The sequence below is a fragment of the Metallosphaera yellowstonensis MK1 genome, from assembly GCF_000243315.1.
GTDB classification, from domain to species: Archaea; Thermoproteota; Thermoprotei_A; order Sulfolobales; family Sulfolobaceae; genus Metallosphaera; species Metallosphaera yellowstonensis.
The window spans coordinates 43,062-65,958 of record NZ_JH597768.1 but is presented as its reverse complement, the minus strand read 5'-3'; the positions used below and the strand labels follow the sequence as shown (position 1 = coordinate 65,958).

Below are 22,897 nucleotides of genomic sequence, written 5' to 3'. Positions count from 1 at the left end.
ACCTCTATCGGCTGAGTTTTCAACATCTCCAGAAATTTAACAACACTCCACTGGTGAATCCTATGCCTAAGCTTATCATTTTATTGCTCTCCATCTTCTCCTTAGACCTTGAGGAGAACTTACCTACTACGACTTTGGCACTTAAGCTCCTAGCAAGCTCTGTTATCCTCTTTACAGTCTTCCTCAACACGTCAGTTTTCCTCTCCCTCTCCCTCAATTTCCTCCACTTCCTCTTTATTCACACGTCCTTAGTTGAATGCCCCTTAGTAATCTCTTCCCTCCTCAAGGAGTAATTAACCACAATCCTCCCTAACCCAGTCTCATATCTCCTCAACTCCTTGAGTTTAAAACCCTCGAAGACTGCTACCGTGACGTTATTCTCATTAACGTCAATAGAGATATGATTACCCTCCTTGGACTCAACCTCAACCTCCCTCTCAAAAGTCAACCAAACTAGGACTTTCCTACCAACTAATCTTAACTTAAGCTCTTGCGAAACCCTCCAACTCTCATGTACGTAGCGGGTAAATTGCTTGGTGAACTTGAGGGGTATCTCAACCCAACCCTTGTGAGTTAGGAGGCTGACAGAAACCTTGTTAAACTTCCAATTAACCATGTTAGGAATAGTGATCATAACCCTCTTGTACTCCGGTTTATCCTTCCTCGTTAACCCTCTCTTCCTCCTCTCCCTGAAACTCTTAACAATCCTTCCAGCTACGACGTAGGCACCTTCAATAACCCTTGAAGGCAGGAAGGGGTACTTCTCCTTATAGTCACTGTAAAACCTCTCGTGCAACTTCTTCCTAGTGGTCTGTAAGCCCTCTGATAGGATCACCCCAATCATTTCATTAACGAACTTCCTCTGATGTTCCTCAACCTCCCTAAGAACGCGGTACTTCCACTCGTTCAAGAAGTCGCCCTCTAGTTTAACCGTCCTTTTCAAGGTTTTCAACACATTTTACCACCTTCTCATATCTGTGAGATCTGTGGCCGTAAATTCTAGGCAAATGACTTGACGATTTCTACAAAGTCCTCCATCAACTCCTGCGTGTAATCCTTATCATCTAACTTCTTTAACCCTCCCCTGTCCTCTTTCAATCCGGAACCTATATCCTTTCTATCACACCCACTCCTCCGAAAGTTTTCCTAACCCACTCTCTCAATGCGTCCAACTGCCTCTCCAAGTCGTCCTTTTGCGTTGGTGAAACCCTTGCATATCGCTACTCGTTTAACCCTTCCACCGCCGGACAACAATCAATTTCGCTGTAAGGTATTCTCCACCTACCGTTAACCTCAACAACCTTTATCTTCCCCTCCCTTACTTAATGACACCACTCCTACTCACGCCGAATATTTCAGCAACCTCACTAGGTGTTAGATACCTCTCCACAATAATTAAAGGTAACTAGAAATATTTAAAAGTTACGTGAAATTGCTACAGTCTTAGCCAGCCTCCAAACCTTTTGAAAGCGCCCTCTCCGTTGCAACTAATGGCTAGTCAATCTCCTGCAAAACTCTCCCTCCCCTAGCCCATACCTTATACCTAGGTCCCTACCCATCCTCTCAAACTTCTTCTTGCCCTCGTAATACACTACCCTGTAGAAGACAGGCAGGGAGAGCCAGTAGCTCTCTCCCCTCTCACCCATGATGGATTCCTCAACCCATGTGGCGAACCCTTCCGTGAATTGGAGGAACCTGAGCAACTTACCTCTCCTTAAGCCTAGGATTAGGGGGATTCCCTCCACAAGTGCGTGGAGCACGGGGAACCGCGGTCTACAGTATATATTTTGAGCTAAGTGAGCCAACTCATGAATCAATATCCTTTCATCTACTTCCTCGTCTCCTGTGGGACCGTATAATATCACGCCCTCCAAGTACATCCCGTATCCCTGGTCTGAGATTCTGTGAACCTCGGGATGGGGTAGCTTCACTCCAAGGAATTCCTCAACTTTCCTCGTAGAAATTTCGATTGTCTTGTGTTCGGCGTCAGATAGCAAACTGCTCCCCGTGTTTAAAATACGTAGACTGAGTTTAAATTCTCTATGTAGACCTTTATATCCAAAAGACCACATATTCCTGGAAAGCGTGAGATCTTCTGATAGCACTTGTGGGAAAATCGTCTTGGTTTGAGTGGCTTAAACTTTTTAGAATTTTACGAATGATCGTTCTGTATGACCGAGGAAGCGATACAGGGAGACGCTCGTCGAGGCCTTGAGGGTAAAGGCGAAGATGATCACAAGGTTTACTACGTCCTTTAAGGTGGTCCTGAGCTCAACTGCGAGCAGGACAGAGGTCGCCGAGATCGTGAAGGATATCCTGGGACTCTGTGTCCTCAGTGCAAAACTGTACCGTACAGCAGTCACGGGAGTTTCGTTAGGTATGGCCTCGAAGTCAAGGCTAAATCTAATAACTAAATCGTGGAAGCTAAGGAAGGACTTCGAGCTTTAAAATTCTCTTGTAATTTTTAAATCAATTTAAATGACATGTTTTTTAACAGTAGTAAGCATTAGGAATCTATGAGAATTATCATTTCCTGCATGGACAGGCGTTTGAACAGATATCTAGATCAATGGAATGATGGAAACACCGTTTTCGTGAGGAACGCCGGCTCCAACGTGGGATCCCTCAGAGATACCCTAAAGCTACTCAAGGGTGCTGACGAAATAGTGGTGTTACCACATACGGATTGCGGGGCGATGGGCGTTGTTCACAAGGCTCTATCTGGAGAGAAGATGCCAGATGTCCTCAATCCCCTAATCACCCCTTTCCTGAACCTGAGAGGTAAGGGGAGAGAAGAACTGGAAAGAGAGAACCTGGAGGTGCAACTGAGGAGCTTGAGGTCGTTGGTGAACGCAAAAGTGAGAGGGGAAATCATTCATACAGAGAAGCTAGGAGTGCCTCCGTCCGCTGAAAACGTAGCCTTGGTTACCGCCCCCTCTAAGAGAAAATACTCGGAGTTCCTCCATGACGTGGACAGGACCTTCGTGATACAAGTTGAGGGTGGTGACAGCGAGATTGACGTATACATAGCTAAGGAATTCCTCAAGGTCAAGGAGGTCAAGTACCTGAAGTGAGTTAGTCATTGAGAAGTGGTAAGGAAACGATTACGTGTCCATTTCTAGTGATCTCTTAGTAAGTAACTATAAAACGGGTTAAGTGATGGGGGATTATCGGAATTCTGACCTCTTTCACGCCATGGAGGCGAGGATTCCCGTTTGCCCCTACACTTTCATTTCAATCATTTTATCTTTATTCATGATCGAGTGTAGGTACCTAGCCCTCAACTACACGCTCATTCTAGTCACGCGTGGGTCACGGAACTCCTTTGAGCCCAACGGCACGGGGCTCACATCTCTGCTATCACTCCCACCCCTTTGGGCTTAGCCCGCATCGGCGTGAGAGGTCATCATTTATCGAAAGGATGTTGTAAACAAATATAAAAAAGATTTCTATCAATGTGAAAAAGGATTCAGCCCGAGTTGAGGGTTATACTCCTTTAAGGCTGCTACTCGGTTGTGGTTGACCAGGAAGGAGAGTATCCCATCATCACTGAGACTACCGCCTTGTTTAAGGTTATCCTTACCTGTTTGGCATCGAACATTGATGATTCCCTTATGCCCGTTTACTCTGTGTATGCTCTGAAGACCAAAGGGTTGTTGGCTTTCCCCTATAACTGCGATGGAAAACCTGGTTATATAATACTCACTGAGGAGGGTGAGTTGGTCTTTGAGGACATCGAGGGGAGTACGCGTGTGGTAGGAAGTCTCAACGATCTGAAGTCAGATGGACAGAGGTCCGGCTGAAGTTTACCTAAAGTTGTTACGACCCCTTGTGATTGGGGGCTTAACTGAAAAGGAAGTGTTCTTAATTCCGGAGAACAATAAGTGAAATATGAGGTTCAAATCACTCTCCGTAGACAAGAGAAGCATTGAGTTCTGCTATAACGGAGTCTCAGTGAAGGTCATGTTATTTGATGGTGAGCTAGTGGTTGCTGAGGAAATAACATACGAGGTGGCCACAGGAAGCGTCTTGGGCAACATGAGGATTCTCCTCAAGAGCGGTAAAGTTTACTTGATCTCTCCGTTCGGTCAGAACGAGGTGAAGGATCCAGAGAATATTTTGCAAGGTCTAAGGGAACTCTCTGAACTAGTGAAGGGGAAGAGCACACAGCTCTACCAGGAGCTGTCTAAGGTACTTCAGTCCTACGGTTCGAGGGACTCTAACTGAGGGGATCGTGACTTTAGGGCTTTGTTCCTTTGCGTTTGATAACGCTAAGCCTCCGATGTCACGACTAGATCTCGCACCAAACCCCTAATTCAGTTCATGAAGGATGAGCAGCCCGTAATTTTATTTCCCATGGTTCTAAAGGCAATTCATGAAAATCCTAGAGCCTCTCCAGATAGGAGACATAACCATAAGGAATAGGGTCGTCATGGCACCAATGATATCCAACCTGGCCAATCCCCAGGGTTACCCTTCAGAGGAACATATAGCCTACTTGAGCAGAAGGGCCTCGACCGCTGGTCTCATCATCACGGAGTACTGTTACGTGAACAGGACTGACTCCAGGGGTTCTCCAAACCAGCTAGGACTATATGACGACGAGCTTCTCCCCAAGTTCTCCAGGCTAACTGACGCTGTACACTCCAGGAGTTCTAAGATATTTGTCCAGCTGGTTCACGTAGGTAGGAAGACTAGGTCGGGCCTGATATGGGGTAGAACCCCCATAGCTCCCTCTCCCATCCCCATCCTGGATCAAGTCAGGGAGATGACTGAGGAGGACATCAAGAGGGTGATAAAGGACTTCGGAGACGCAGCCGAGAGGGCTGAGAAGGCCAACTTCGACGGCATAGAGATCCACGGGGCCCACGGCTACCTAGTAGCCCAATTCCTCTCTCCGGCCACGAACAAGAGGAACGACAGGTACTCGGATGGGACGGTCTTCCTCCTGGAACTTCTGGAGGAGGTGAGGAGAAGGACGTCGCTCCCTGTAGGACTGAGGATAAGTGTCACGGAGTTCGACGATAATGGACTCACACCTGATAGGGTCTCAAAGATCTTGGAGAAAGTGTCCCATAAGTTGGATTACATTCACCTCTCGGCGGGGAGGGACGGTCCCCTCGGGGCCTCAATGCCCTTCTATTGGAAGAGGCCCGCCTTCCTGGAGTTTGCCAAACAGGTCAGGAAACCCTCAGTTCCCCTATTCCTGGTGGGGTCCGTGATTACCCTGAGGGAAGCGGAGGCGGTATTGGAGGTTGCCGACGCAGTGGTGTTAGGTAGGCAACTCTTGGCTGACCCTGACTGGCTTATCAAGGGCCTTAGGGGAGAGCCCGTGAGGCCTTGCATAAGGTGTAATCAGTGGTGCAGAGGTTTCTCAACTAGGGAGGTGAGGTGTGACGTTAATCCGGAGTTGGGATGGGAACTCCTGCCCCTCAGGCCCGGTTCCGGAAGGGTGACAGTGGTGGGAGGTGGTCTCATGGGACTCGAGGCCTCCAGGGTCCTTGCCCTCAGAGGTTTTAAGGTGACACTGCTGGAGAAGGGCGTTAAGCTCGGGGGACAACTCAACTGGATAATGGATCCGTGGAAGAGGGAGTTCCTCTCTCTCCTGGAGTACTATGAGAGGGAGTTAACTAGGCTAGGAGTGGAGATCCAGTTGGGTGTGGAGGGGAAAAGGGAGGACGGTTTATGGATGGTACCTGACGAGTCACAACCCAGCTACGAAGACCACAGAGGGAAGAGGATACTGATAGACTCGAACCTCTACGCTTATCAGGACTACGCGTTTTCCTGGGCCCAGCATAACGAGGTTTTCATCACCGAGAGGAGCCTACACGGCCTGGACAGAACGAGGAGATACCTCTTGGAGAAAGCCTACTCGGAGAGGGGTATCAAGGTGGTTAAGGAGAGGGTTGAGGTAGATGTGGTTTACGATAAGTACGTTAGAAATCAACCCACGATAGGACAAGCCGTCTCCCGCGGGTATTGGGCCGCCATGGAGTTTCGAGGCTAATCGGCTATCTCCCTTGTTACCTATGGGTTTAACTGTCTTTGATACATTTCAAGTAAAGTTTAAATCATATAAGTATCTCATTCCACCATGAACTGGAAGCTGGTAATATTGGCCGTGGGGATGTCCCTGACCTTCTGGGACATATTTAACGTTCCTTACATAGTGAATTATTCCTCCTCTGCCTTTCACGTGTCACAGGAACTGGCTAGTTTTCCCCTGTCTGCGGAGATGGTGGGTTACGCCTTGGGAGGAGCAATGAATGGCCTTCTAGCCTCACTGAGGGGGAGGAGACTGGGGCTTTTAACGTCGATGGGGCTAGTGTCCATGGGATCCCTCCTGGGACTTCTGGCTGTCTCCTTTTACTGGCTAATACCGGCTGAGCTCCTGATAGGGCTGGGAATAGAGGGGGAGCTGAGCATTGTTCCCGCTTACTTATCTGAGACCTCTCCCCCTGATAGGAGGGGCAGGAACGTCGGCTTGGTCACAGCCTCGGGCTTCCTGACCACTCTCATCGTAGGGCCTATTGCCGTGCTCGCGGGAACCGGAGGGTGGAGGCTATTGTTCCTGGCCGGCCTCCTGGTCTCTATCGTAGCCTTGGTTCTGAGACTCAGGTTACCCGAGTCACCCATGTGGGCTTCCTCAAAGTCTAGGTTGACGTGGGACTGGGGTGCCTTGATAATGCTCGCGGTATGGTTCTTGAGCTACTTCGCCGGCTACTCCCTCTTCTCGGAACCGATCTTCAGTCTCCTTCAGGAGAAGGGATTCTCGAACTCTGCCCTTTACTTTACCTACATACTCTACGGTGATCCCTTGGGCGTCCTGTTGGGAACTTTCCTGAACGACTGGATTGAGAGGAAAGTGAGTAGCACAATGGTCAACGTAATAGCTGGAGCCGTCCTGATCCTCTGGCCCCTCCTGAAAGGAACATCCTTCTTGATAGCCGGTTTCTTGGAGATGTACCTGCAGGGATTCAAGTTCCCGGTGATGTATACTTATACAGCTGAGGTTTTCGGCACCAGGGTCAGAACGCTGGCTTACGGCATTGCAGACGGTCTGGGGCACTTGGGCGGTGCTGTAGGGCCTTTACTCTTCTCCTTAGTATACTACGGAGACCCTCTTGGGGGAATGGCGCTCATAGGGTTCGCCTCAATCCTGGCGGGAGTGTTTATAGCAGTGTGGGGAGTGAGAACTACAGGGAGGTCCTTGGATCAGATAAGGGGGTAGCCACTGTTCTCTCCTTCACACCTGTAGAAGGAGTGTACTCCTGGTTTCACTTACCTTCAATCTCTAATTCAGCCAATAACCTAAGGGTTGCACAATCGTTATTCATCGGCTGTTGAAGCACAGAGCCTAGGGGCTTGAGGATTGCACATAAATCCGAAAATTCGGTGGAGTTTACTACACGACTTCCCCTTGACTACCGCCCTGTTACCAAGGGAAGTCTAATAACTGCTACACGACCTTCAGGACTGTTGAACTGTAACCGAAATACACGAGCGCGATCCTCTAAGACAAGTTCTCCTGGGAGGTACGTTTTAAGAGCTCCAGCATGGTGATGCCGTTCTCCAACATCCAAAGGTCGTTGTTGAAGAACACGAACACTGAGTTAGGGCGACTCCTCATCACCGATTCCGCTATCTCCGTCAATTCCTCTCTGGAGTACTGGTAAAAGTACCACCTCTTCCTACCGTGCATCCTTAGGTAGATCACTTCTCCAGGAACTATGAAGGTTCCCAGGGGAGAGTCCACTGAAGATATGATGGAACTCAGTTTAGGAGGTTCCTTGTACCACTCCCTGTCCCTGAACTCGAAAACTGCCCTCTCCCCAAGTAGTTGGGAGAACTCCTCCACCCTTCTCAGGTTTTCAGAGGTACGCTTAAAGGACGGCGGAAGTTGAAACAGGTAGAAGGCGGGATTCAGTGTCTCCACAGTCTTCTTGAATTCCTCCCAAGCGTCCACGCTGGAGAGCCTGGAGACGTGGGTTATCCTCCTGTTGACCTTTATAGCCCACTTTAAGTCGTATTTCTTCCACGCCTCCACCTGTTCTCTCTTTGGATACCTGTAGAAGGAGGAGTTTAGTTCAACAGCCCTGAAGGGCGTGTTCCTAACGTACCAATCGAGGGATCTGCCCTTGTTCCAGCTATAGTACCACCCTGAGGTTCCTACGTAAATATCCACAAGAGAGTTATTAAAAACATTAAATTTAAACCCTCTTGGGTATTAGCGGTGTCAGGACTGTCGAGACTAGGGCCAGTGCGAACAGTAAGTAGAAGGCTTCAAGGATGGTGAAGTGTAGCCCTAATAGGGCCGTCACCAGGGCCGTCCCTGCTGCTCCTCCTATGGTGTTCCCTACTCCCCATATATAGGAGTTGGCCACAGTGAAGAAGCTCTTGGGGAAGACCTGACTCACGTAGCCAAGTAGTACTGGGAAACCGGTGTAAGCTGCGAAGGTGAATAGAGTGTACGCCGTGGCAGATAGGTATAGATTCCTCACTGACGAAAGGAAGAGTGCGAAGAAAAGAACTGACATGACACTGCTGAGCGCGAAGGACGTTCTCCCTCCGAGTCTCTCCGTCAGCCATCCGAACACTGGCTGTCCAACTATGGATCCAGCGAAGCCAACTGTCAGAAAGATCCCCGCTAGGGTCTTGGAGAGATAGATCTGGTACTCGAACTCTCCTAGAAATGTGGCAGTGCCTGTTATGAACATGCTTCTAAGAAAGACCAGTGCCCCTAGTATCAACAGGAACTTGTAGAACCCTCTTTCCAACTTCTCCGTAGTCTTTCTCACCTGCTGTTGCCCTCCTCTCCTGAGATCCTTGACACCAAAGTAGATTAAGACTGAGACTACGGCCATGTAGGCGAAGAAAGTGGTCAATCCCAGTACATCTCCTAAATACAGGAGAAGCAGCGAGATGACCGAAGGCATGACTGACCTCCCCACACTACCCATGGCTCCGTTTAGACCAAGGGCTCTCCCGGCGCCTCTCCCAAAGGTTCTGGAGAGCATGGCCCCGCCTAATGGATGATAGAACGCCTGTCCGGACCCCAATAGTACGACCCCGACGGTTATCAGAGGGGCTGCCAAGGTCCTATCTAAGAAAGCGAGGGAGAAGAACACTATGGCCAGGGCCTCGAGTCCAATACCTCCAGCCAACAACTCAGGATCCTTGTCGCTCTTGTCAGCGAAGTCCCCTATGAAGGGAGACAGGATTCCGGAGAGTACGGTGTAAATGATGGCTAAGGAGCCTAGGAACACCAGACTTATCTTCTCTTCTACTGAATAATAGACTATCAGAAGTGGATAAATGAGAAAGACTCCGTCATTGGCGAAGTGAGCCAGGGAAGTGTATGCAAGAACTCTAGCGTTCTTGGACATCATAAGATAACAGATTTACAGATAGCGTTTAAGTTTTTCTAACAATCTTACAAGAAAGGGTCTTTCGCTGAGGGACTGTGTAGTGTAAAGGTCTGAGAGTCCTCCGACGAGTCTGTTACCCGCTGAACTTTAAGAACTACCCTTACTACAAGGCCTGTTGAGAGAAAATACTAAACTTCTGGTATTATCACAAAAGATTTATGTTATTTAATAATACATAAGTTTTATAACCAGTAGATGATTATACATATTACAATAGAAATTTCAAGGTGTACCTTCCATGGAAACTACTCAGGGCGGTAGGGATGTGGTGTTGGATGTCAGGGGGGAGGCTTGTCCAATTCCAGAGATGAGGGCCGCTAAGGAACTCCAAAAGATGGGATACGGAAGACTGGTCGTCTTAACTGATCACGAACCGGCCATAGACGTCACACTCCCTTCTCTGTGCAAGAGCCTCGGTTTGAAATATGAGGTTCAGAGGGAGACCGACTACGTGAAGTTCATCATCTTTAAGGAAACTCCGTCTGTGAAGATAGAGGAAACAGAAGGCGTTTCAGAGACTGAGAGTATTACCATAAGAGCTACAGGTATCCTGAAGGAAAAGCTGTCCGATCCAACAATTCTGATGTCCTTCGTACCTCAAGTGAAGGCGGTTGACCGGATAGCGCCAAATAACTACGTTTTACACATGAAGTGGTTCATAAATTGGGAAACTCCACTAGTCATTTCATCCAATATCTTGCCCAGGGGTGAGATAGTGTATTACACGGCTTATCAGAAATTGCCCATGTTTAGAATAAGATTTGGCTGGAGGTTCGTGATGAATAAGAGGGGGGAGGAGATAAATATAGATATCACAGAATGGTATAACGGTCCCTTCAAAGGTACGGCGTTGAAGGCCATAAAGAAACACTTACAGAAAGCCAAGGAAGTACTACCCAAGATACTGCTTTGACCAATAACAAGTTGGTCAGGCCGTCTGCGCAACGAAGTCAGCCCTTCCTTTTGGATGGAATGTCAGGACCTCTAAGGGATCATGAATCTGCTTCTGAGAGGTCTTCGTCATTTCACGTTACAGTTATCGGGCGATATCATATGTCGGCAGTTATGGACTTTCCCTTGGATATCACCTTGTAATCAAGGCAAAATCTAATAACCGCTGATCTGTGTTGTACGGAACGAGGAAGGGCATGAACTTCTTGGATGGTTGAACATGTGCTTAAACAGCTTCAATGTGTTTCTAAGCGTTGAAAACCCGATTCGCTGGAAGGAACTGGACTATTAAGAGTAGTGAAGTTCCGTTTATCCGTTTGTCCCTACACTTTCATTTCAATCATTTTGTGTTCAATCATGATCGAGTGTAGGGACGTAGCCCTCAGCCACACGCTCATTTTGACCGTGTGTGGGTCACGGGACTCCTTTGAGTCCAACGGCACGGGGCTCACATTTCTGCAATCTCTCCCACCCTTTTGGGCTTAGCCCACATCGGTGTGAGAGATCATTTTTATTAATAAAAATGTAATAAACGAATATAAAAGCGCTTTTGCTAAGTTGAAAAGGATCCGGCCCAGAAGGAAGGGGTCATGTCATTGTGTTGAGTGGATAACTTTTTCCCTTCACGTTCATGTTAAGGTATCATGAGTCTGAGGTCAGTTGTAACCCCCAAGGAGTCGGTACTAATTGTGTGGGACGTTCAAAAGGGTTTAGTCAGGAGTATCTTCAATAGGGAGGAGTTCCTCAGGGGCCTGAACAACGTGCTCGAGGTGGCAAGACGGACTGGGATTCCAACAGTGTTCACTAAGATAACTCCATTCCCTAAAGGTTTCGAGCCCTTCGCTATGAGGGCCACCGGCAGGAGGTTCCAATTCACGGCTGAGGATCTCGAATTAGAGATATCTCCTAAGGAAGGGGACATTGTCATGTTAAAGAACACGTGGAGCGCATTCGTGGGGACTAATCTAGAGCTTCTCCTCAGGAACTCTGGCCGGAACGTGATCCTCCTCACAGGTATAGCCACTGAGATAGGTGTGGAGACTACGGCGAGGCACGCATTTGCCCTCGGCTTCCTTCCTGTGATAGTGAGCGATGCGGTTTCCTCGTATAATAAAGAAGGGCATGAGAGGTCCTTAACCAATATGAGGCAGTTCTTCCCTGTGGTCAGCTCGATGGAACTAAGGGATCTTTTGGGGTGAAGGGCTTCCTAGGTCAGGTCAATTGAGTTTAGAAGCATTTTTAAAATTCCTCTCCTCACGTTCTTCATGATCGACTTTCATTTTCACGCACCAGTGCACGATTTCCTTGAATATTTGGGTGAATTTAAGGACTCCACGATCAGGTACTTCAACTCGAAGATCAAGGAGGAGACACTGAGGGATTCCTTGGACAGGGTAGAATCCGTGGGGATCAAGAGAGTGGTCCTGCTCCCCATAGACTCAACCACCTTTCTGGGAAGGAGGATAAGCAACGACTATGCTAGGGTAGACGACAGAATAGTTCCTTTCATATCGGTAGACCCGTTGAAGCCTAACGCCTTGGAGGAATTCAAGGAAGCGGTGAAGAAGTATGAACCAGTGGGCATCAAGTTCCACCCCCAACTTCAAGGTTTTGATCCCAGGGACAGGAGGTTCCTCAGACTCATGAGCCTAGTGGACGACAGGGGGATTATAGCAGTGTTTCACACTGGCACTTCGGGAGTCGGGGCTGGAGAGAGGAATAGGATCGACCTGGATTTCGGGAGACCCATATACCTGGATGTCGTAGCTAAGGACTTTCCTAACGTCAAAATAGTGATGGCTCACTTCGGCTGGCCCTGGACCGAAGAGGCGTTAGCCATAGCCATGTTTAGACCTAACGTTTACCTGGATCTCTCTGGTTGGTCCCCCAAGTATATTCCAGAGGTAATATGGAAGAACCTCCCTAGGCTTAGCAACAAAGTCCTGTTTGGTTCTGACTTCCCGTTGATAACTCCAGAGAGGTGGCTACTTGAGCTCCAGAACGTAAAGCTTGAGCCCGGAGTGAAGGAGTTAGTGTTGAGGATCAACGCTGAGAGGCTGATAGACTCAGTTAAGTGATGTTACTGGGCCTCCTAAGTTCGCTTCAATAATTGTCATGGAGTTAAACCTCAAGTAAAGTGAAGTTGTTACTACATTTCGCCTTAAAGCCGAAATAAGCTAGTCTTTCGATAAGTCTCACGGCCCACTTCCATGATCTTGGTTTTCACCAATGAATAGGAAAGGGGTGAGTGTATATTAGAAACTAGCTGTTAATCTTAAATTTTCACATCCCCACGGATTTCCCCGACGTGGAATGTCCTGCCCCAAATACTAGTTCTCTTCTATGGCTACGGTTCCATAGTGGACCTAGCTAAGGAAATAGGTGAAGGCGTTAAGGAGGCCGGAGGAGAGGTCAAATTGGCTAGGGTTAAGGAGCTCTTCCCTCCCGAGGTGGTCAAAAACTTCAATGTAGACCTCAGTAGGGTGGAGGGCATACCAGAGGCACAACTCTCGGACCTGGAGTGGGCTGATGGAATTGCCATGGGTTCCCCTACCAGGTACGGTAATATGGCTGGGCCCTTGAAATTCTTCCTAGACCAGACGAGGGAACTTTGGTTAAGGGGGTTCTGTATGGTAAACCCGTGGGCTCCTTCACCGAGGCTAGCACTATCCACGGGGGTCATAAGAGTACCATCCTAGCCATGAGCACTTTCGCCTATCACCACGGCATGGTGATAGTTCCCCTGGGCTACGCCATAAAGGAAATAGGTGTAACCAGAACTGGAGTTCCCCATACGGTCCCTCTCACCTGGGCTCTTCGCCCCAGCTAGACGAAAATGAGAAGGCCATAGCCAGGTTCATGGGAAGAGACTGTAACGCTTCTACGTAATTACTCGTTATTTTTAATCACTTCTAAATATCGTTTTGACAAGTTGTGTTTATATAGTATCACCGAAGTAGTTTTTATTGATGATCCCCCTAACTGATGACGGGCACTGCTCACGAGGTTTGGGGAGTGATAAAGGTGTGGATGGGAGGGTATTGAAGTTTCCCTCGACCAGCCCCAATGAGTTAAGGGTGACCCTGTATGATCCCTCAAGAGGGGTGCCCGTGGTGGAATTAGAAGTAATTAAAGAAGGTAAGTTACGCCACGGGTAAACACTGGTGGAAGTAGCCAGAAAACTCAGATGTGCTTGAACCTTAAGATCCTTTTTGGAACAACGGTATCTCTAATTCCTTACCCTTGGTCTCTGGTATAACCAGTAGCGTGATCAGGCTAGACACCAACGCTATCATGGCGTAGAAACCTACTAACGCCGCCAGACCGTAGTGGCTGAGCAGGAGCGGGAAGGCGGTTATGTTGAGGGCTGTCGCCAGCCTGTCAACACTCACGGTAATGGCCTGACCGGTAGCCCTCACCTTGGTCGGGGTGAGCTCTGGAGCTATCATGGCCGAGCCTATTATGGACGCCGGACCTATGGCGGAGAAGAGGTAGTTCAAGAGGTAGAATGTGAACCCCAGTAGTGCTGCCTCTCCAACCAAAGAGGACGAGGACAACGATGTAGCGCTAAGACCGAACACCCTAGGATCTACCAGCAATAAGGAATAGGCCATGAGCCAAACAGCTACCCCAGCGTACCCTAAGATTATGAGGGGCTTCCTTCCTATCCTATCGATCAGGGAGATACATATTAATTGTCCGGGTATTCCTGCTAGAAACTGGGCAACGTAGGTGAACATTATGGGGGAGATTCCCAGGTTCGATGCTATGGTTATAGGCCCGTAGATTGCGAAGGTAGAGGAGTACATGTCGTAAAGAAGCCAGAGTATTGATGCTGCTACGATGAAGAGTGCTGATGACGTCAATCTCTTTAAGAAGGAAACCTCGTCTCTCTTTTTGGGAATAGGTCTACCTAGCTCTCTCTCTATCTTTTCCACGTCCCTATGTTCAGGCCTCACCCGAGAGATGAAAAGTAAAGTCTCGTATATCCTCCTCCTCAGGTAGAACACTGAAAGTGCTGGGAGGGCTCCCGCGCTCAGCACTATCCTCCACACTAGGGAGTTGGGTAATCCCAAGGCTAGCGTTACCTGTTCCACGAAGGCTGCTATCACTGCACCCAAACCCCACATGACCGCGAAAGTTATCACCATCATCTTCCCCCTGTTCTTTCCCTCGGCGTTCTCAGCCACTATGACTGGAGAGAGAACGTAATCTGCCCCTATTCCCACGCCCAATATCAGTCTAGCAAGGAACAGTTCCAGGTAAGATTGTGATAACCCTTGGAGTCCCGCCCCAACTGCCATTATGGCTACGTCGAGGCCATACAGGGATTTCCTACCTAGCCTATCGGCGAAGAGACCGAACACTAGTGCTGCCAATGCTGCACCGTAATAGGATCCTGCGACCAGGAGGCCCAACTCAACCTTGCTGAAGCTGAAGGACGACGAAATGAAAAAAGAGGTGAGCGCTATGGAGTAAAGATTGTAACCGTCAGTCAGAACGCCCATTCCGGATACGATAACGTTCCTCCAAGACAGTGAGGGCATAGGCTTAGTAAATACTCACTGCTTAAAAAGCTTTGGTAACTACTCAGTAAAATAATCTTTTATCTTAAGCTTTGAGAAATTTTTCCACAGAAGATAGTATTCCTCTCCTCTCCAGGTCAACAGTGAGCAGGGAGGTCCACGCACCGAGTAACCAACCTGCGATAACGTCGATAGGCCAGTGAACGCCTACGTACACCCTAGAGTAAGAGACCAAGATGGCCTCCATTAACATGACTACCCACAGCCATGTGGGAGCCTGTTTCATGAGAACTAGTGCACCGTCGCTCACTATCAGGGCGTGGCCTGATGGGAAGCTGTAGTCGTGAGGAGGTGGAACCAAAAGAAAGTCCGGATGTACGTACAGGAAGGGTCTCTCCTGGGCAAAGGCGTACTTAGAGATCTCTCCCACCAGTATGGCCAGGATGAAGGAGGCGGCCAGGGTTACGGCTATCCTCCTAGTCTTCCTGAAGATCAGGAGGAGTGCAGTGAGAGGTATCCAAACGTACTCCCTTCCGTATTTGCTGAGGAACACCATCACCGGGTTCAACGCATTTACCTGGTGGTAGTTGACGAGCTGGAAGAGCTGTACATTGCCCGGAAAGTTCAGCTCCGTGAGCACCTTGACAGCAACCCCTACACCCAGGAAACCAAGTAGAAAGGCCCAGTAGTACCTCATCGGAGAAAAAGGTAATGATCTGCATATAAGTTTTGTCCTCAGATTAACTAAACCTTGTGTAAAGTATTATGTTTAATCAACGTTTTACTGTCAAGAGGGATGAATGTTGGATTCAAAGTCCTAACGGGATCTCGCGACCCAACCTCTTGATGAATCGCGAGACTGTAACGCTTCTACGTAACTACTGGTTATTTTTAATCATCTAAATATCGTTTTGACAAGTTGTGTTTATGTAGTATCACCGAAGTACTTCTTGTTGATCCCCCTAACTGATAACGGGCACTGCTCACGAGGTTTGGGGAGTGATAAAAGTGTGGATGGGAGGGTATTGAAGTTTCCCTCGACCAGCCCCAATGAGTTAAGGGTGACCGTGTATGATCCCTAGGAGGGGTGCCCGTGGTGGAATTAGAAGTAATTAAAGAAGGTAAGTTACGCCACGGGTAAACACTTAATCTCCTTAAGCTAAGTGGACACCTCACTTTATCTTAACGTGAATGGTTTTCTTGCCCTCCACCCTCACCAAATCACCCCTGGAGATTTTCACAGGTCCAATGAATGCCCCACATGCCACATAACCGCTCTGATCTGGTTTAACCACGTTGGAGGGATTGTAGGTGGGGGCTCCTTCCCCTACCAGCTCGTCATTGATGAACAACTTGAAGGAGCCGAACGGAGGTTCTATCTCCCTTCCCACGTAGAGTCTACCGGCGAAGGCGTCGTCGGCTATCATGTAGTGCTTGGGAAGATCCCACGTCTTAAACCTCGTGGCCGGTATCTCCAACCCTATAAACGTCTTTACTACCTTCCCGTTCTTGGCTAAGGCAATAATCTCTACCTCAAGTTTGTGAGTCTTGAACCAGAGCTCGACGTCGGAAAAGGTTATCATATCCTTGGTCAGGACTCCCCACAGGCCGGACTTGGTTATCTTGTATCCGCCCAGGCCCTCCCTCTCCACGAGGAGGTTGACAAACTTCTGCCCCACCTCCTTAGCTTCCTCCTCTGTTAACTCAAAGGGTTCTATCTCTTCCCTGTTTAGGTAGGCCCTGAAGAGAAGGTTCGCCTTTTCACTCATGTTTAATCCTTCCCAATTTGAACTTAAAAGCCATGACGCAGAGTAAAGGTGCAGCCAGGGAGAGAATCATCAACCGTCCAGTTTGTAAAAGGGAGACCGATGATTTACTACTTATCTCCATGAGTTAGTTCCAAGGGAGCCTTGATCCAGGTACCTAACATTGAGCCCTCCGGAAATCGCCTTAATAATCCATTTTAGTTACAGCAGTTATGGGATTTCTCGTTAGGTGTAGCCTTGAAGTCAAGGCAAAATCTAATAACTGCTGTTAGTTAAATTAGATCATGGTTATAGCCTGCACCAGGGATTGCTACGACACCTGTATTTTCGACGAGACTTACACTCCCCTAAAGATCTTCCCCACTCTGGGTTTCACCTGTTCAAGGGGACTCACGGACTTGAGGAGGAACGAGATCAACAGGGTGACGAGGGCCTACGTGGAGGGGAAAGAGAAGAGCATAGCTGAGGCGATAAAGTACGTTGCCGAGAGATTAAGGGGTACGGATCGGAGGAGAGTAGTACACGTGGAGTACGACGGAAACCAGGGACTCCTTACTTGGTATTATCCAGCCAGGCTGTGGAACGCCATGGGTGCAGTCAGCACCGATTACTCCATCTGTAGTCTGGAAGGCCACGAGGCCATAAAGGCCCACTACGGCTCCAGTATGGGTGCGCTGCCTGAGGAGATGGAGAAGTACAGGGCCGTAGTGTTCTGGGGGAGTGAGGCGGTATACAGCTTCATTCACGGTTGGAGGATCCTAAAGGATAAGTATAAGATAACCGTGGACGTGAGGGTGAGTGAAACTGCCAAGAGAAGCGAGAGGGCCTACATAGTAAGGCCAGGCAGTGACGCCCACCTGGCACTGGCCCTGATGAAGGTCCTCCTGGAGGAGGGAAGAGCTAAGGGGGAGCTAGTGGACTTGAGGGTACTTAAGGAGAAACTGGAGGCCTTTGACATGAGCTGGCTAATTCGGTCCACGGGTCTGACTGAAGATGAAGTGAGGGAACTGGCACAGCTCTACACCTACTACGAACCTCTCACAGTCATAGGCTTTGCTATAGGCAGGACGTACAACGGAGGATATGCAGCCGGTTTGATCTCCATGTTACCTGCCCTCCTGGGAATGAGGAGGGGATTTTACTACTCCAACAGCCAAGGTTGGGGAATAGACTTCTCCTATCTGCGTGGGACGCATGTGGCTAAACCCAGCAAGGTCGTGGGGATGGGAGAGTTGGGCCACTCGGTGGGGGACTTTGACTTCATGTTTGTTTGGAACTCCAACCCGGTCGTGACACTCCCTGGAGGAGACAGGATAGAGGAGGCAGTGAGTGAGGGAAAGCTTTTCCTGGTAGTGCACGACCCCTTCTGGACTGAGACGGCCAAGGTGGCCAACGTAGTCATTCCAGCTCCTACTTTCTTGGAAAAGGAGGACGTTGTCTACAGTTACTGGCACCCATACCTAGTCTACAACACTCCGGTGAGGCCCAAGAGGGGTATTACAGAAGTCGAGCTCATGTTCGAGTTAGCGAAGGAGTTAGGCTTCTCCAGTCCTCTTTTGGATGAGGATCCCTGGTCTGCCCTGGACGTGGCACTCAGGAGAACCGGGGTTACAGTAAACGAGTTGAGGAGAAAGGGGTTGGTCAAGGTTGTACCTACTGGGGGGAGGGAGGAGGTATCTGTTGAACCCTTCCCCACTCCTCAGGAGCTCACCCTCCCCCAGGGGAGAGTTCTCGTGTACTCCGCACACCCAAACTACACCAACTCCCAGTTCTCAGAGGTGTATGGACGGAGGAGAGCTGTAGTTTATTCCAAAGACCTTGAGGGCGATGGTTATCTGGAGGGACCTGGAGGGAAGGTGAGGGTGAAGTTCGTAAAGGGGGACGTGGGCGAAAACGTCCTATTCATGTACAAGAGCGATCTCGTGGACGTAGGTGGAAAAAGCATCAACTCCATCCTAGTTCCTGTGAGGGGAAAGTTCGGAGGTCCTAGACTGAACGACGTTGTTTATGTCAGATTGAAAGGATGAGGTAACGTCTCCAGTTCTGTTGAGAAACTACTGCTCTACAGTTCTTTAATTCGAGTGATCTCTCTAGGTTGATTTAGGCAACAACCGAACTATCCCCTCAGCTGAGTCACGAGTGAAAAACGTCAAGCTTAGGAGGAACATGGTTAAAGTAGTTACAGCAGTTATGGGGATCTTAGGGAGGTAATACGAAAAATCCGGTATTGGCGAGAAGTTTTTGACGTCGCCCCGCTGAAAAGGTGCGGAAAGGGACAAATCGAGTTGGCTAGGGAGAGGCTGGTCAGGGAGGTCAACAGGTTGGGCGTGGTGAGGGGGAAGGGGAGGAGCAGGAAGGTCGACTGGCACTGATCCTCATGGTCCTGACGGAGGGCCAGCGTGAGGAACGCGGCCGAGACGTTCGGGTTGGAACGTGAATTGATGGGGCGTTGGGAGAACTCGACGACGCATGGAGGTCCTGTCAGGCTGGTGAAGGGTCAGGTCGTCATCGTGGACGACACCGTGGACCACGACGCTCTAGGTAGACGTGAGCCCCCGAGAACCACTGGACCTACTGCCACACCCACGGGAGGTTCGAGAGGGCCAAGCTCCTCACGGTCGCCGTAGTGGACCTCGGGCAGGACGTTCACGGTTTCCCCTACACCGTGAGGAAGATGTGGGATTTGTGAGGGTCACCGAGTTCAAGACCAAGATCGACGTGGCTAGACGTTGGACGTGCTCAAGGAGCCCTTCCGGTAGCCGGGGTCGTCTTCGATCCCAGTACTGTCCGAGAAGCTCGTGACGGACAACGCGGTGTCTGAGCTCAAGTCCAACCGAGCCCAGGGTCGGCCCAGGGGACCCTCGAGGAAGACCTCCCAGTGGGATACCCCCTGGAGTCTACTTCGCCGACCTGACCCTGGGAGGCCGAGTTGTCATGGTGAAGTCGCTCGCAGGAACACGACTCCGGGACACACGTCAGGTACCTCTACACCACCGACCCCTCGCTCAGCGGGGAGGAGGCCTGCCGGGTGGGAGATCGAGTACCTCCAAGGGACGTCAAGGCCCTGGGACTCCTCATACTGGAGGAGGCTCCAGGGCTACCTCACCATCTTCACCATCAACAACGTCGTCGGGGAGCTGGTAGGGGAGCTGAACCCGAGGAGCGTGGAGGTGTTCCTCAGGTTCTCGAGCGCCCTTTAGGCTGACCGCCCAGGTTGATGAAAATCCTTAAGTTACGTTAAAGTCCCATAACTGCTGTCAGTTAATTTTGTCGATCTTCTAAGCAATTTAGGTTGAATTTCTTGCATAAATTTAAATCGTCTCTTAAAACTAAACCTACTTTCTTCACCTCCCATATTATAGGATTGTTCTTAGCCAGTGCCCTCCCAAACTCTTCCTCGTTCAAAGGGACGACCTCAAAGCCTGGAGGAAAATCGATTTTTTCAAGCCTCTTTACGGGGCTCTCCTCATATTCACCTATCAGCAGGACGTCTACGTCGCTCCATGCATTAAAGTCTCCTCTAGCGTAGGAACCTATAAGGAACGCAGAGAAGTTACCCTTCAAGGAACTCACGAAGTTCTTAGCTCTCCTTATCGCTTCATCTCTCTCCCTTATTCTCCTTTTGATGACGTCTTCCTCCATTCTTCTTCCAAGAATTTTATAATATCCTCGGCATATTTAATTGCGTCTTCTGCCTCCTTCCTGGTATAATAAAAACTGGGGGAACCTGAAGACCAGGCATCTGGATACCTCGTGGGAATGTAGAGCTTGTCGAGGTACTTTCCCTTCTCTATAATCTCTTGAGGAGCTTCAATGAGAGAAAGAAGGTAAGCTATGGAGTGCCCAGCCTTAGGTTGGCCTATGCCGTAAAGGTAAGCCTTAACCGCTAACTCCGCTGACTGTTGAGATTTAAAACAAGCCCAATTATAAAACCCTGAGTTAAGGTCTACCTTGGCACTATCTAGCGTTTGCTTGGCAGAGTCCATCCATCTCTGGTATTCCTCTTCGTCAAGCACTTAACTCACCTAGTACTTCTTCGTAGTCCTAGTCAAGAATGGGAAAATTATAAGAGCAGTTATGGGGCTTTCCATCAAGTTCACCCTGCAGTCAAGGGGGAATCTATCAACCGCCGTTCATAATTTGTTACCTCTCCAGCGGGCCTACTCATTCTCTCAGCACGAATCTTATCAGGTGTAACAGTTACTAGGTTTGCTTGTATTACTAGGAGTTAGTTAAGGGAAAGTCAGACAACTGCTGCACGTGTTACGCGATACGTTGTGGTTTACACAGTCATTACGGTCCCTTAAGTCAACCCTCCTCTAGATACTTGAAGATGAGTGCCGAGACGTACAGAAGTAAACCTGCAACCACGAAATCCACTGTGTACCCAGCAACCTTAGAAATGTATGCTGAGACCAAGGATCCGGTGAATAGGGCTATCCCCACCAGTGTGCTGTAGACGCCCAGACTGGTGCCTTGTCTCCTGCCCCCCACAGCCTTGAATATCAAAGTATTCGACGCCGCGTAGTATAAGGAGAAAGCCAATCCTGCAGACAGGGGATAAAACACTAGACCCAGGAGTAGTGAGGTCATTGAGTTGAGTAAGGAAAGTCCCATGGCGATGTAACCTGATCCCCTCAACAGTAGTGCCCTAAAGGAGACCTCCCTCTCGTCCCTTCCCTCGATGTAGTGCCCCACGAAGTAGAAAGTCAGTATTTGAGCCACCATACCTAGGGTTATTATCCCCAAAACTTCGCTCTTCTGTAGCCCTGTCTGATATAGGCTCGCTGGATACAGGGTATTGAAGAGTCCGCTGGAGACGTAGAAGATCGTTATGGCAATGTAGAGTAACGGTAGATAATTGATGGGCTTCCTAGTTAATCTGTTCAGACGGAACATCTTGAAGGAGTGAAGGTTTGGGATGTGAAGGAAGATTAGGGGGAGCATCTTGAGTCTAACTGCGAAGGATTCCAAACTATGGAGCATTGAAGTCCTCTCCACCCCTACGAGCGACTTCGGAGTGTAGCTCCAGGCCAACACGGTCGCGGAGGTGGAAAACATACTCAGGATCAGGTAGATCTGTGAGATCCTGAGGAATCCTACGGCCAAGGTAGAAATTATTAGTCCCAGTAGGTTACCCACCGAACTCATCATTGAGAGTCTGGAGAAGCTTGAAGCCCACCTCCCCTTATCCGTCGTCTCCATTATTAGGAGATTCATAGGGGTGTTGTAAGACGTGCTGAAGAACGTGAAGGCAGCGTAACCCAAATCCAATACGGGAATGCTCCTAACTATCCATAAAACTAAGAGGGAGAGGGTAGAGAAGGTGAAGCCGACTATTATGAGGTTCTTCCTATCATACCTGTCAGCCATGAAACCCCAAAACATGGAGGCCGGAATGAGGACGACGTTGGAGAGGCTTATCGCATAAGCTACCTGGACAGGTCCCCCTCCGATCTCCAGTATCTGGAGGGTTATCAGTGTAGAGAGAGGTCCGCTCGCGGTCCCGAAGAGGAGAGCCGACCACATCCACTTGAGAGTCCTTGCTTGCAACGGTGTTTAAAGAGACGTTCAGTTATTAAAGTGAACTCATGAAAGTTAACATGACTGCAGCAGTTATGGGACTTTAACGTAACTTAAGGATTTTCATCAACCTGGGCGGTCAGCCTAAAGGGCGCTTGAGAACCTGAGGAACACCTCCACGCTCCTCGGGTTCAGCTCCCCCACCAGCTCCCTGACGACGTTGGTCATGATGGTGAAGATGGTGAGGTAGCCCTGGAGCCTCTCCCTCCTCCAGTATGAGGAGTCCCAGGGCCTTGACGTCCCTTGGAGGTACTCGATCTCCCACCCGACAGGCCTCCTCCCCGCTCGGTAGACCCAAAATCACCTCCTTGAAAATAAATCTATATTAATAAGCGGTTCTACTGATTTAAGTAGAAAATCTTTTAGATAGAATAAATCATCAGAAAACAAGAGTATTAGGAGTATCCTGAACTGCTCCCTCCTCACCTCCCCCTTGAACACGGTGTACAGGGAGTAGAAGGCCACGGCCAGCACGAAGATCAACGTGAGGAAGACGAACTTGGTGGAACTGGTGAATGGGAGGAACGCCTTAACGTTCCGGTGAGAGGTCTCTATGGGACCCCTCACCTCGTTGTACAAGTCCAACACCTCCCCCTTCGGTAGGTCGAGGTTCGTAGCCCTAGCGAAGTAAACAACCTTC

At 49.3% G+C, this 22,897-nt stretch carries 22 protein-coding genes and 7 pseudogenes; 15 read left to right on the top strand and 14 right to left on the bottom strand.

Going from position 1 to position 22,897, the window contains the following annotated elements; all coding sequences use genetic code 11:
• The 3 genes and pseudogenes from METMK1DRAFT_RS07860 to METMK1DRAFT_RS07855 form a co-directional block, all read right to left on the bottom strand.
• Positions 1-955 (bottom strand): annotated as a pseudogene (locus tag METMK1DRAFT_RS07860) (IS200/IS605 family accessory protein TnpB-related protein); the annotation flags it as partial.
• Positions 927-1,390, bottom strand: a pseudogene (locus METMK1DRAFT_RS16455) (recombinase family protein). The pseudogenes METMK1DRAFT_RS07860 and METMK1DRAFT_RS16455, both read right to left, overlap by 29 nt.
• Positions 1,391-1,487: 97 nt before the next feature.
• Positions 1,488-1,997 carry a hypothetical protein gene (locus tag METMK1DRAFT_RS07855; protein WP_155812374.1) on the bottom strand — a complete coding sequence of 170 codons (510 nt, stop codon included), beginning with the start codon at positions 1,995-1,997 and terminating at the stop codon, positions 1,488-1,490.
• A 232-nt stretch (positions 1,998-2,229) separates the two neighbouring features.
• Between METMK1DRAFT_RS07855 and METMK1DRAFT_RS07850 the strand changes: the two genes are divergently transcribed.
• The 6 genes from METMK1DRAFT_RS07850 (at position 2,230) to METMK1DRAFT_RS07825 (ending at position 7,234) form a co-directional block, all read left to right on the top strand.
• Positions 2,230-2,448, top strand: coding sequence for a hypothetical protein (locus METMK1DRAFT_RS07850; protein ID WP_216586099.1), 219 nt, complete (start codon positions 2,230-2,232; stop codon positions 2,446-2,448).
• 68 nt (positions 2,449-2,516) lie between these two features.
• Positions 2,517-3,074, top strand: a complete 558-nt coding sequence (locus tag METMK1DRAFT_RS07845) for a carbonic anhydrase (RefSeq protein WP_009072641.1) — start codon at positions 2,517-2,519, stop codon at positions 3,072-3,074.
• Between the two features lie 441 nt (positions 3,075-3,515).
• On the top strand, positions 3,516-3,803 hold the full coding sequence (locus METMK1DRAFT_RS07840) for a hypothetical protein (RefSeq protein ID WP_009072636.1): 288 nt from the start codon (positions 3,516-3,518) through the stop codon (positions 3,801-3,803).
• Positions 3,804-3,891: 88 nt separating this feature from the next.
• Complete coding sequence (locus tag METMK1DRAFT_RS07835; RefSeq protein ID WP_009072634.1) at positions 3,892-4,227, top strand: hypothetical protein; 336 nt, start codon at positions 3,892-3,894, stop codon at positions 4,225-4,227.
• A gap of 148 nt (positions 4,228-4,375) precedes the next feature.
• Positions 4,376-6,010, top strand: coding sequence for an oxidoreductase (locus METMK1DRAFT_RS07830; protein WP_009072632.1), 1,635 nt, complete (start codon positions 4,376-4,378; stop codon positions 6,008-6,010).
• Positions 6,011-6,097: 87 nt separating this feature from the next.
• Positions 6,098-7,234 (top strand): MFS transporter, encoded by a 1,137-nt coding sequence (locus METMK1DRAFT_RS07825; protein ID WP_009072630.1) that lies wholly within the window; start codon positions 6,098-6,100, stop codon positions 7,232-7,234.
• Between the two features lie 282 nt (positions 7,235-7,516).
• On the opposite strand, the gene METMK1DRAFT_RS07820 is transcribed toward METMK1DRAFT_RS07825, so the two are convergent.
• The gene (locus METMK1DRAFT_RS07820) at positions 7,517-8,188 is read right to left on the bottom strand and encodes a DUF72 domain-containing protein (protein ID WP_009072627.1); all 672 of its coding nucleotides are present in this window, start codon (positions 8,186-8,188) and stop codon (positions 7,517-7,519) included.
• Positions 8,189-8,213: 25 nt separating this feature from the next.
• A complete protein-coding gene (locus tag METMK1DRAFT_RS07815; RefSeq protein WP_009072625.1) occupies positions 8,214-9,392 on the bottom strand; it encodes an MFS transporter in 1,179 nt (392 codons plus the stop codon).
• A 277-nt stretch (positions 9,393-9,669) separates the two neighbouring features.
• On the opposite strand from METMK1DRAFT_RS07815, the gene METMK1DRAFT_RS20070 reads away from it, so the two are divergent.
• Positions 9,670-10,344 carry a sulfurtransferase TusA family protein gene (locus tag METMK1DRAFT_RS20070; RefSeq protein WP_009072623.1) on the top strand — a complete coding sequence of 225 codons (675 nt, stop codon included), beginning with the start codon at positions 9,670-9,672 and terminating at the stop codon, positions 10,342-10,344.
• 361 nt (positions 10,345-10,705) lie between these two features.
• On the opposite strand, the pseudogene METMK1DRAFT_RS16445 reads toward METMK1DRAFT_RS20070, so the two are convergent.
• Positions 10,706-10,891, bottom strand: a pseudogene (locus METMK1DRAFT_RS16445) (hypothetical protein).
• A 135-nt stretch (positions 10,892-11,026) separates the two neighbouring features.
• Here METMK1DRAFT_RS16445 and METMK1DRAFT_RS07805 point away from each other — a divergent pair.
• The 4 genes and pseudogenes from METMK1DRAFT_RS07805 to METMK1DRAFT_RS07790 all read left to right on the top strand — a co-directional run bounded on the left by METMK1DRAFT_RS07805 (position 11,027) and on the right by METMK1DRAFT_RS07790 (position 13,540).
• Complete coding sequence (locus METMK1DRAFT_RS07805; protein ID WP_009072621.1) at positions 11,027-11,581, top strand: cysteine hydrolase family protein; 555 nt, start codon at positions 11,027-11,029, stop codon at positions 11,579-11,581.
• 66 nt (positions 11,582-11,647) lie between these two features.
• Positions 11,648-12,460: an amidohydrolase family protein gene (locus METMK1DRAFT_RS07800; protein WP_009072619.1), complete on the top strand. Its 813-nt coding sequence runs from the start codon at positions 11,648-11,650 to the stop codon at positions 12,458-12,460.
• Positions 12,461-12,700: 240 nt separating this feature from the next.
• Positions 12,701-13,271, top strand: a pseudogene (gene wrbA / locus METMK1DRAFT_RS19660) (NAD(P)H:quinone oxidoreductase).
• An 80-nt stretch (positions 13,272-13,351) separates the two neighbouring features.
• Positions 13,352-13,540: a hypothetical protein gene (locus METMK1DRAFT_RS07790; protein WP_009072613.1), complete on the top strand. Its 189-nt coding sequence runs from the start codon at positions 13,352-13,354 to the stop codon at positions 13,538-13,540.
• A gap of 42 nt (positions 13,541-13,582) precedes the next feature.
• On the opposite strand, the gene METMK1DRAFT_RS07785 is transcribed toward METMK1DRAFT_RS07790, so the two are convergent.
• A complete protein-coding gene (locus METMK1DRAFT_RS07785; RefSeq protein WP_009072612.1) occupies positions 13,583-14,929 on the bottom strand; it encodes an MFS transporter in 1,347 nt (448 codons plus the stop codon).
• Positions 14,930-14,993: 64 nt separating this feature from the next.
• Entirely contained in the window at positions 14,994-15,605 is a 612-nt protein-coding gene (gene sepP, locus METMK1DRAFT_RS07780) for an undecaprenyl-diphosphatase SepP (protein ID WP_009072610.1), read from the bottom strand.
• A 256-nt stretch (positions 15,606-15,861) separates the two neighbouring features.
• Between sepP and METMK1DRAFT_RS16440 the strand changes: the two are divergent.
• Positions 15,862-16,049: pseudogene (locus METMK1DRAFT_RS16440) on the top strand (hypothetical protein).
• A gap of 31 nt (positions 16,050-16,080) precedes the next feature.
• Here the strand turns inward: METMK1DRAFT_RS16440 and METMK1DRAFT_RS07775 are convergent.
• Positions 16,081-16,677, bottom strand: a complete 597-nt coding sequence (locus tag METMK1DRAFT_RS07775) for a 2-keto-4-pentenoate hydratase (RefSeq protein WP_009072608.1) — start codon at positions 16,675-16,677, stop codon at positions 16,081-16,083.
• A gap of 281 nt (positions 16,678-16,958) precedes the next feature.
• Here METMK1DRAFT_RS07775 and METMK1DRAFT_RS07770 point away from each other — a divergent pair, with 281 nt between their 5' ends.
• The 3 genes from METMK1DRAFT_RS07770 (at position 16,959) to METMK1DRAFT_RS18205 (ending at position 19,874) form a co-directional block, all read left to right on the top strand.
• Positions 16,959-18,701: a molybdopterin-dependent oxidoreductase gene (locus tag METMK1DRAFT_RS07770; protein ID WP_009072606.1), complete on the top strand. Its 1,743-nt coding sequence runs from the start codon at positions 16,959-16,961 to the stop codon at positions 18,699-18,701.
• 372 nt (positions 18,702-19,073) lie between these two features.
• Complete coding sequence (locus METMK1DRAFT_RS18210; protein ID WP_082230027.1) at positions 19,074-19,301, top strand: hypothetical protein; 228 nt, start codon at positions 19,074-19,076, stop codon at positions 19,299-19,301.
• 171 nt (positions 19,302-19,472) lie between these two features.
• The gene (locus METMK1DRAFT_RS18205; protein ID WP_009072604.1) at positions 19,473-19,874 is read left to right on the top strand and encodes a hypothetical protein; all 402 of its coding nucleotides are present in this window, start codon (positions 19,473-19,475) and stop codon (positions 19,872-19,874) included.
• A gap of 61 nt (positions 19,875-19,935) precedes the next feature.
• Here METMK1DRAFT_RS18205 and METMK1DRAFT_RS07760 read toward each other — a convergent pair whose 3' ends face one another.
• From METMK1DRAFT_RS07760 to METMK1DRAFT_RS17650, 5 genes and pseudogenes are all read right to left on the bottom strand, one after another.
• Complete coding sequence (locus METMK1DRAFT_RS07760) at positions 19,936-20,316, bottom strand: nucleotidyltransferase domain-containing protein (RefSeq protein ID WP_009072602.1); 381 nt, start codon at positions 20,314-20,316, stop codon at positions 19,936-19,938.
• The gene (locus METMK1DRAFT_RS07755; protein ID WP_009072600.1) at positions 20,286-20,690 is read right to left on the bottom strand and encodes a HEPN domain-containing protein; all 405 of its coding nucleotides are present in this window, start codon (positions 20,688-20,690) and stop codon (positions 20,286-20,288) included. The genes METMK1DRAFT_RS07760 and METMK1DRAFT_RS07755 overlap by 31 nt, the downstream gene beginning before the upstream one ends.
• 292 nt (positions 20,691-20,982) lie before the next feature.
• Complete coding sequence (locus METMK1DRAFT_RS07750) at positions 20,983-22,203, bottom strand: MFS transporter (RefSeq protein ID WP_048087855.1); 1,221 nt, start codon at positions 22,201-22,203, stop codon at positions 20,983-20,985.
• 133 nt (positions 22,204-22,336) lie between these two features.
• Positions 22,337-22,521, bottom strand: a pseudogene (locus METMK1DRAFT_RS07745) (IS701 family transposase); the annotation flags it as partial.
• Positions 22,522-22,557: 36 nt separating this feature from the next.
• A pseudogene (locus METMK1DRAFT_RS17650) lies at positions 22,558-22,897 on the bottom strand (ISH3 family transposase); the annotation flags it as partial.

What these genes read in the sequence shown, in the direction of transcription:
- METMK1DRAFT_RS07850 (WP_216586099.1), top strand. Translation starts at nt 2,230, where the DNA reads ATGATCACAAGGTTTACTACGTCCTTTAAGGTGGTCCTGAGCTCAACT.
- METMK1DRAFT_RS07845 (WP_009072641.1), top strand. Translation starts at nt 2,517, where the DNA reads ATGAGAATTATCATTTCCTGCATGGACAGGCGTTTGAACAGATATCTA.
- METMK1DRAFT_RS07835 (WP_009072634.1), top strand. Translation starts at nt 3,892, where the DNA reads ATGAGGTTCAAATCACTCTCCGTAGACAAGAGAAGCATTGAGTTCTGC.
- METMK1DRAFT_RS07830 (WP_009072632.1), top strand. Translation starts at nt 4,376, where the DNA reads ATGAAAATCCTAGAGCCTCTCCAGATAGGAGACATAACCATAAGGAAT.
- METMK1DRAFT_RS07825 (WP_009072630.1), top strand. Translation starts at nt 6,098, where the DNA reads ATGAACTGGAAGCTGGTAATATTGGCCGTGGGGATGTCCCTGACCTTC.
- METMK1DRAFT_RS07815 (WP_009072625.1), bottom strand. Translation starts at nt 9,392, where the DNA reads ATGATGTCCAAGAACGCTAGAGTTCTTGCATACACTTCCCTGGCTCAC.
- METMK1DRAFT_RS20070 (WP_009072623.1), top strand. Translation starts at nt 9,670, where the DNA reads ATGGAAACTACTCAGGGCGGTAGGGATGTGGTGTTGGATGTCAGGGGG.
- METMK1DRAFT_RS07805 (WP_009072621.1), top strand. Translation starts at nt 11,027, where the DNA reads ATGAGTCTGAGGTCAGTTGTAACCCCCAAGGAGTCGGTACTAATTGTG.
- METMK1DRAFT_RS07800 (WP_009072619.1), top strand. Translation starts at nt 11,648, where the DNA reads ATGATCGACTTTCATTTTCACGCACCAGTGCACGATTTCCTTGAATAT.
- METMK1DRAFT_RS07790 (WP_009072613.1), top strand. Translation starts at nt 13,352, where the DNA reads ATGATCCCCCTAACTGATGACGGGCACTGCTCACGAGGTTTGGGGAGT.
- METMK1DRAFT_RS07785 (WP_009072612.1), bottom strand. Translation starts at nt 14,929, where the DNA reads ATGCCCTCACTGTCTTGGAGGAACGTTATCGTATCCGGAATGGGCGTT.
- sepP (WP_009072610.1), bottom strand. Translation starts at nt 15,605, where the DNA reads ATGAGGTACTACTGGGCCTTTCTACTTGGTTTCCTGGGTGTAGGGGTT.
- METMK1DRAFT_RS07775 (WP_009072608.1), bottom strand. Translation starts at nt 16,677, where the DNA reads ATGAGTGAAAAGGCGAACCTTCTCTTCAGGGCCTACCTAAACAGGGAA.
- METMK1DRAFT_RS07770 (WP_009072606.1), top strand. Translation starts at nt 16,959, where the DNA reads ATGGTTATAGCCTGCACCAGGGATTGCTACGACACCTGTATTTTCGAC.
- METMK1DRAFT_RS07760 (WP_009072602.1), bottom strand. Translation starts at nt 20,316, where the DNA reads ATGGAGGAAGACGTCATCAAAAGGAGAATAAGGGAGAGAGATGAAGCG.
- METMK1DRAFT_RS07750 (WP_048087855.1), bottom strand. Translation starts at nt 22,203, where the DNA reads ATGTGGTCGGCTCTCCTCTTCGGGACCGCGAGCGGACCTCTCTCTACA.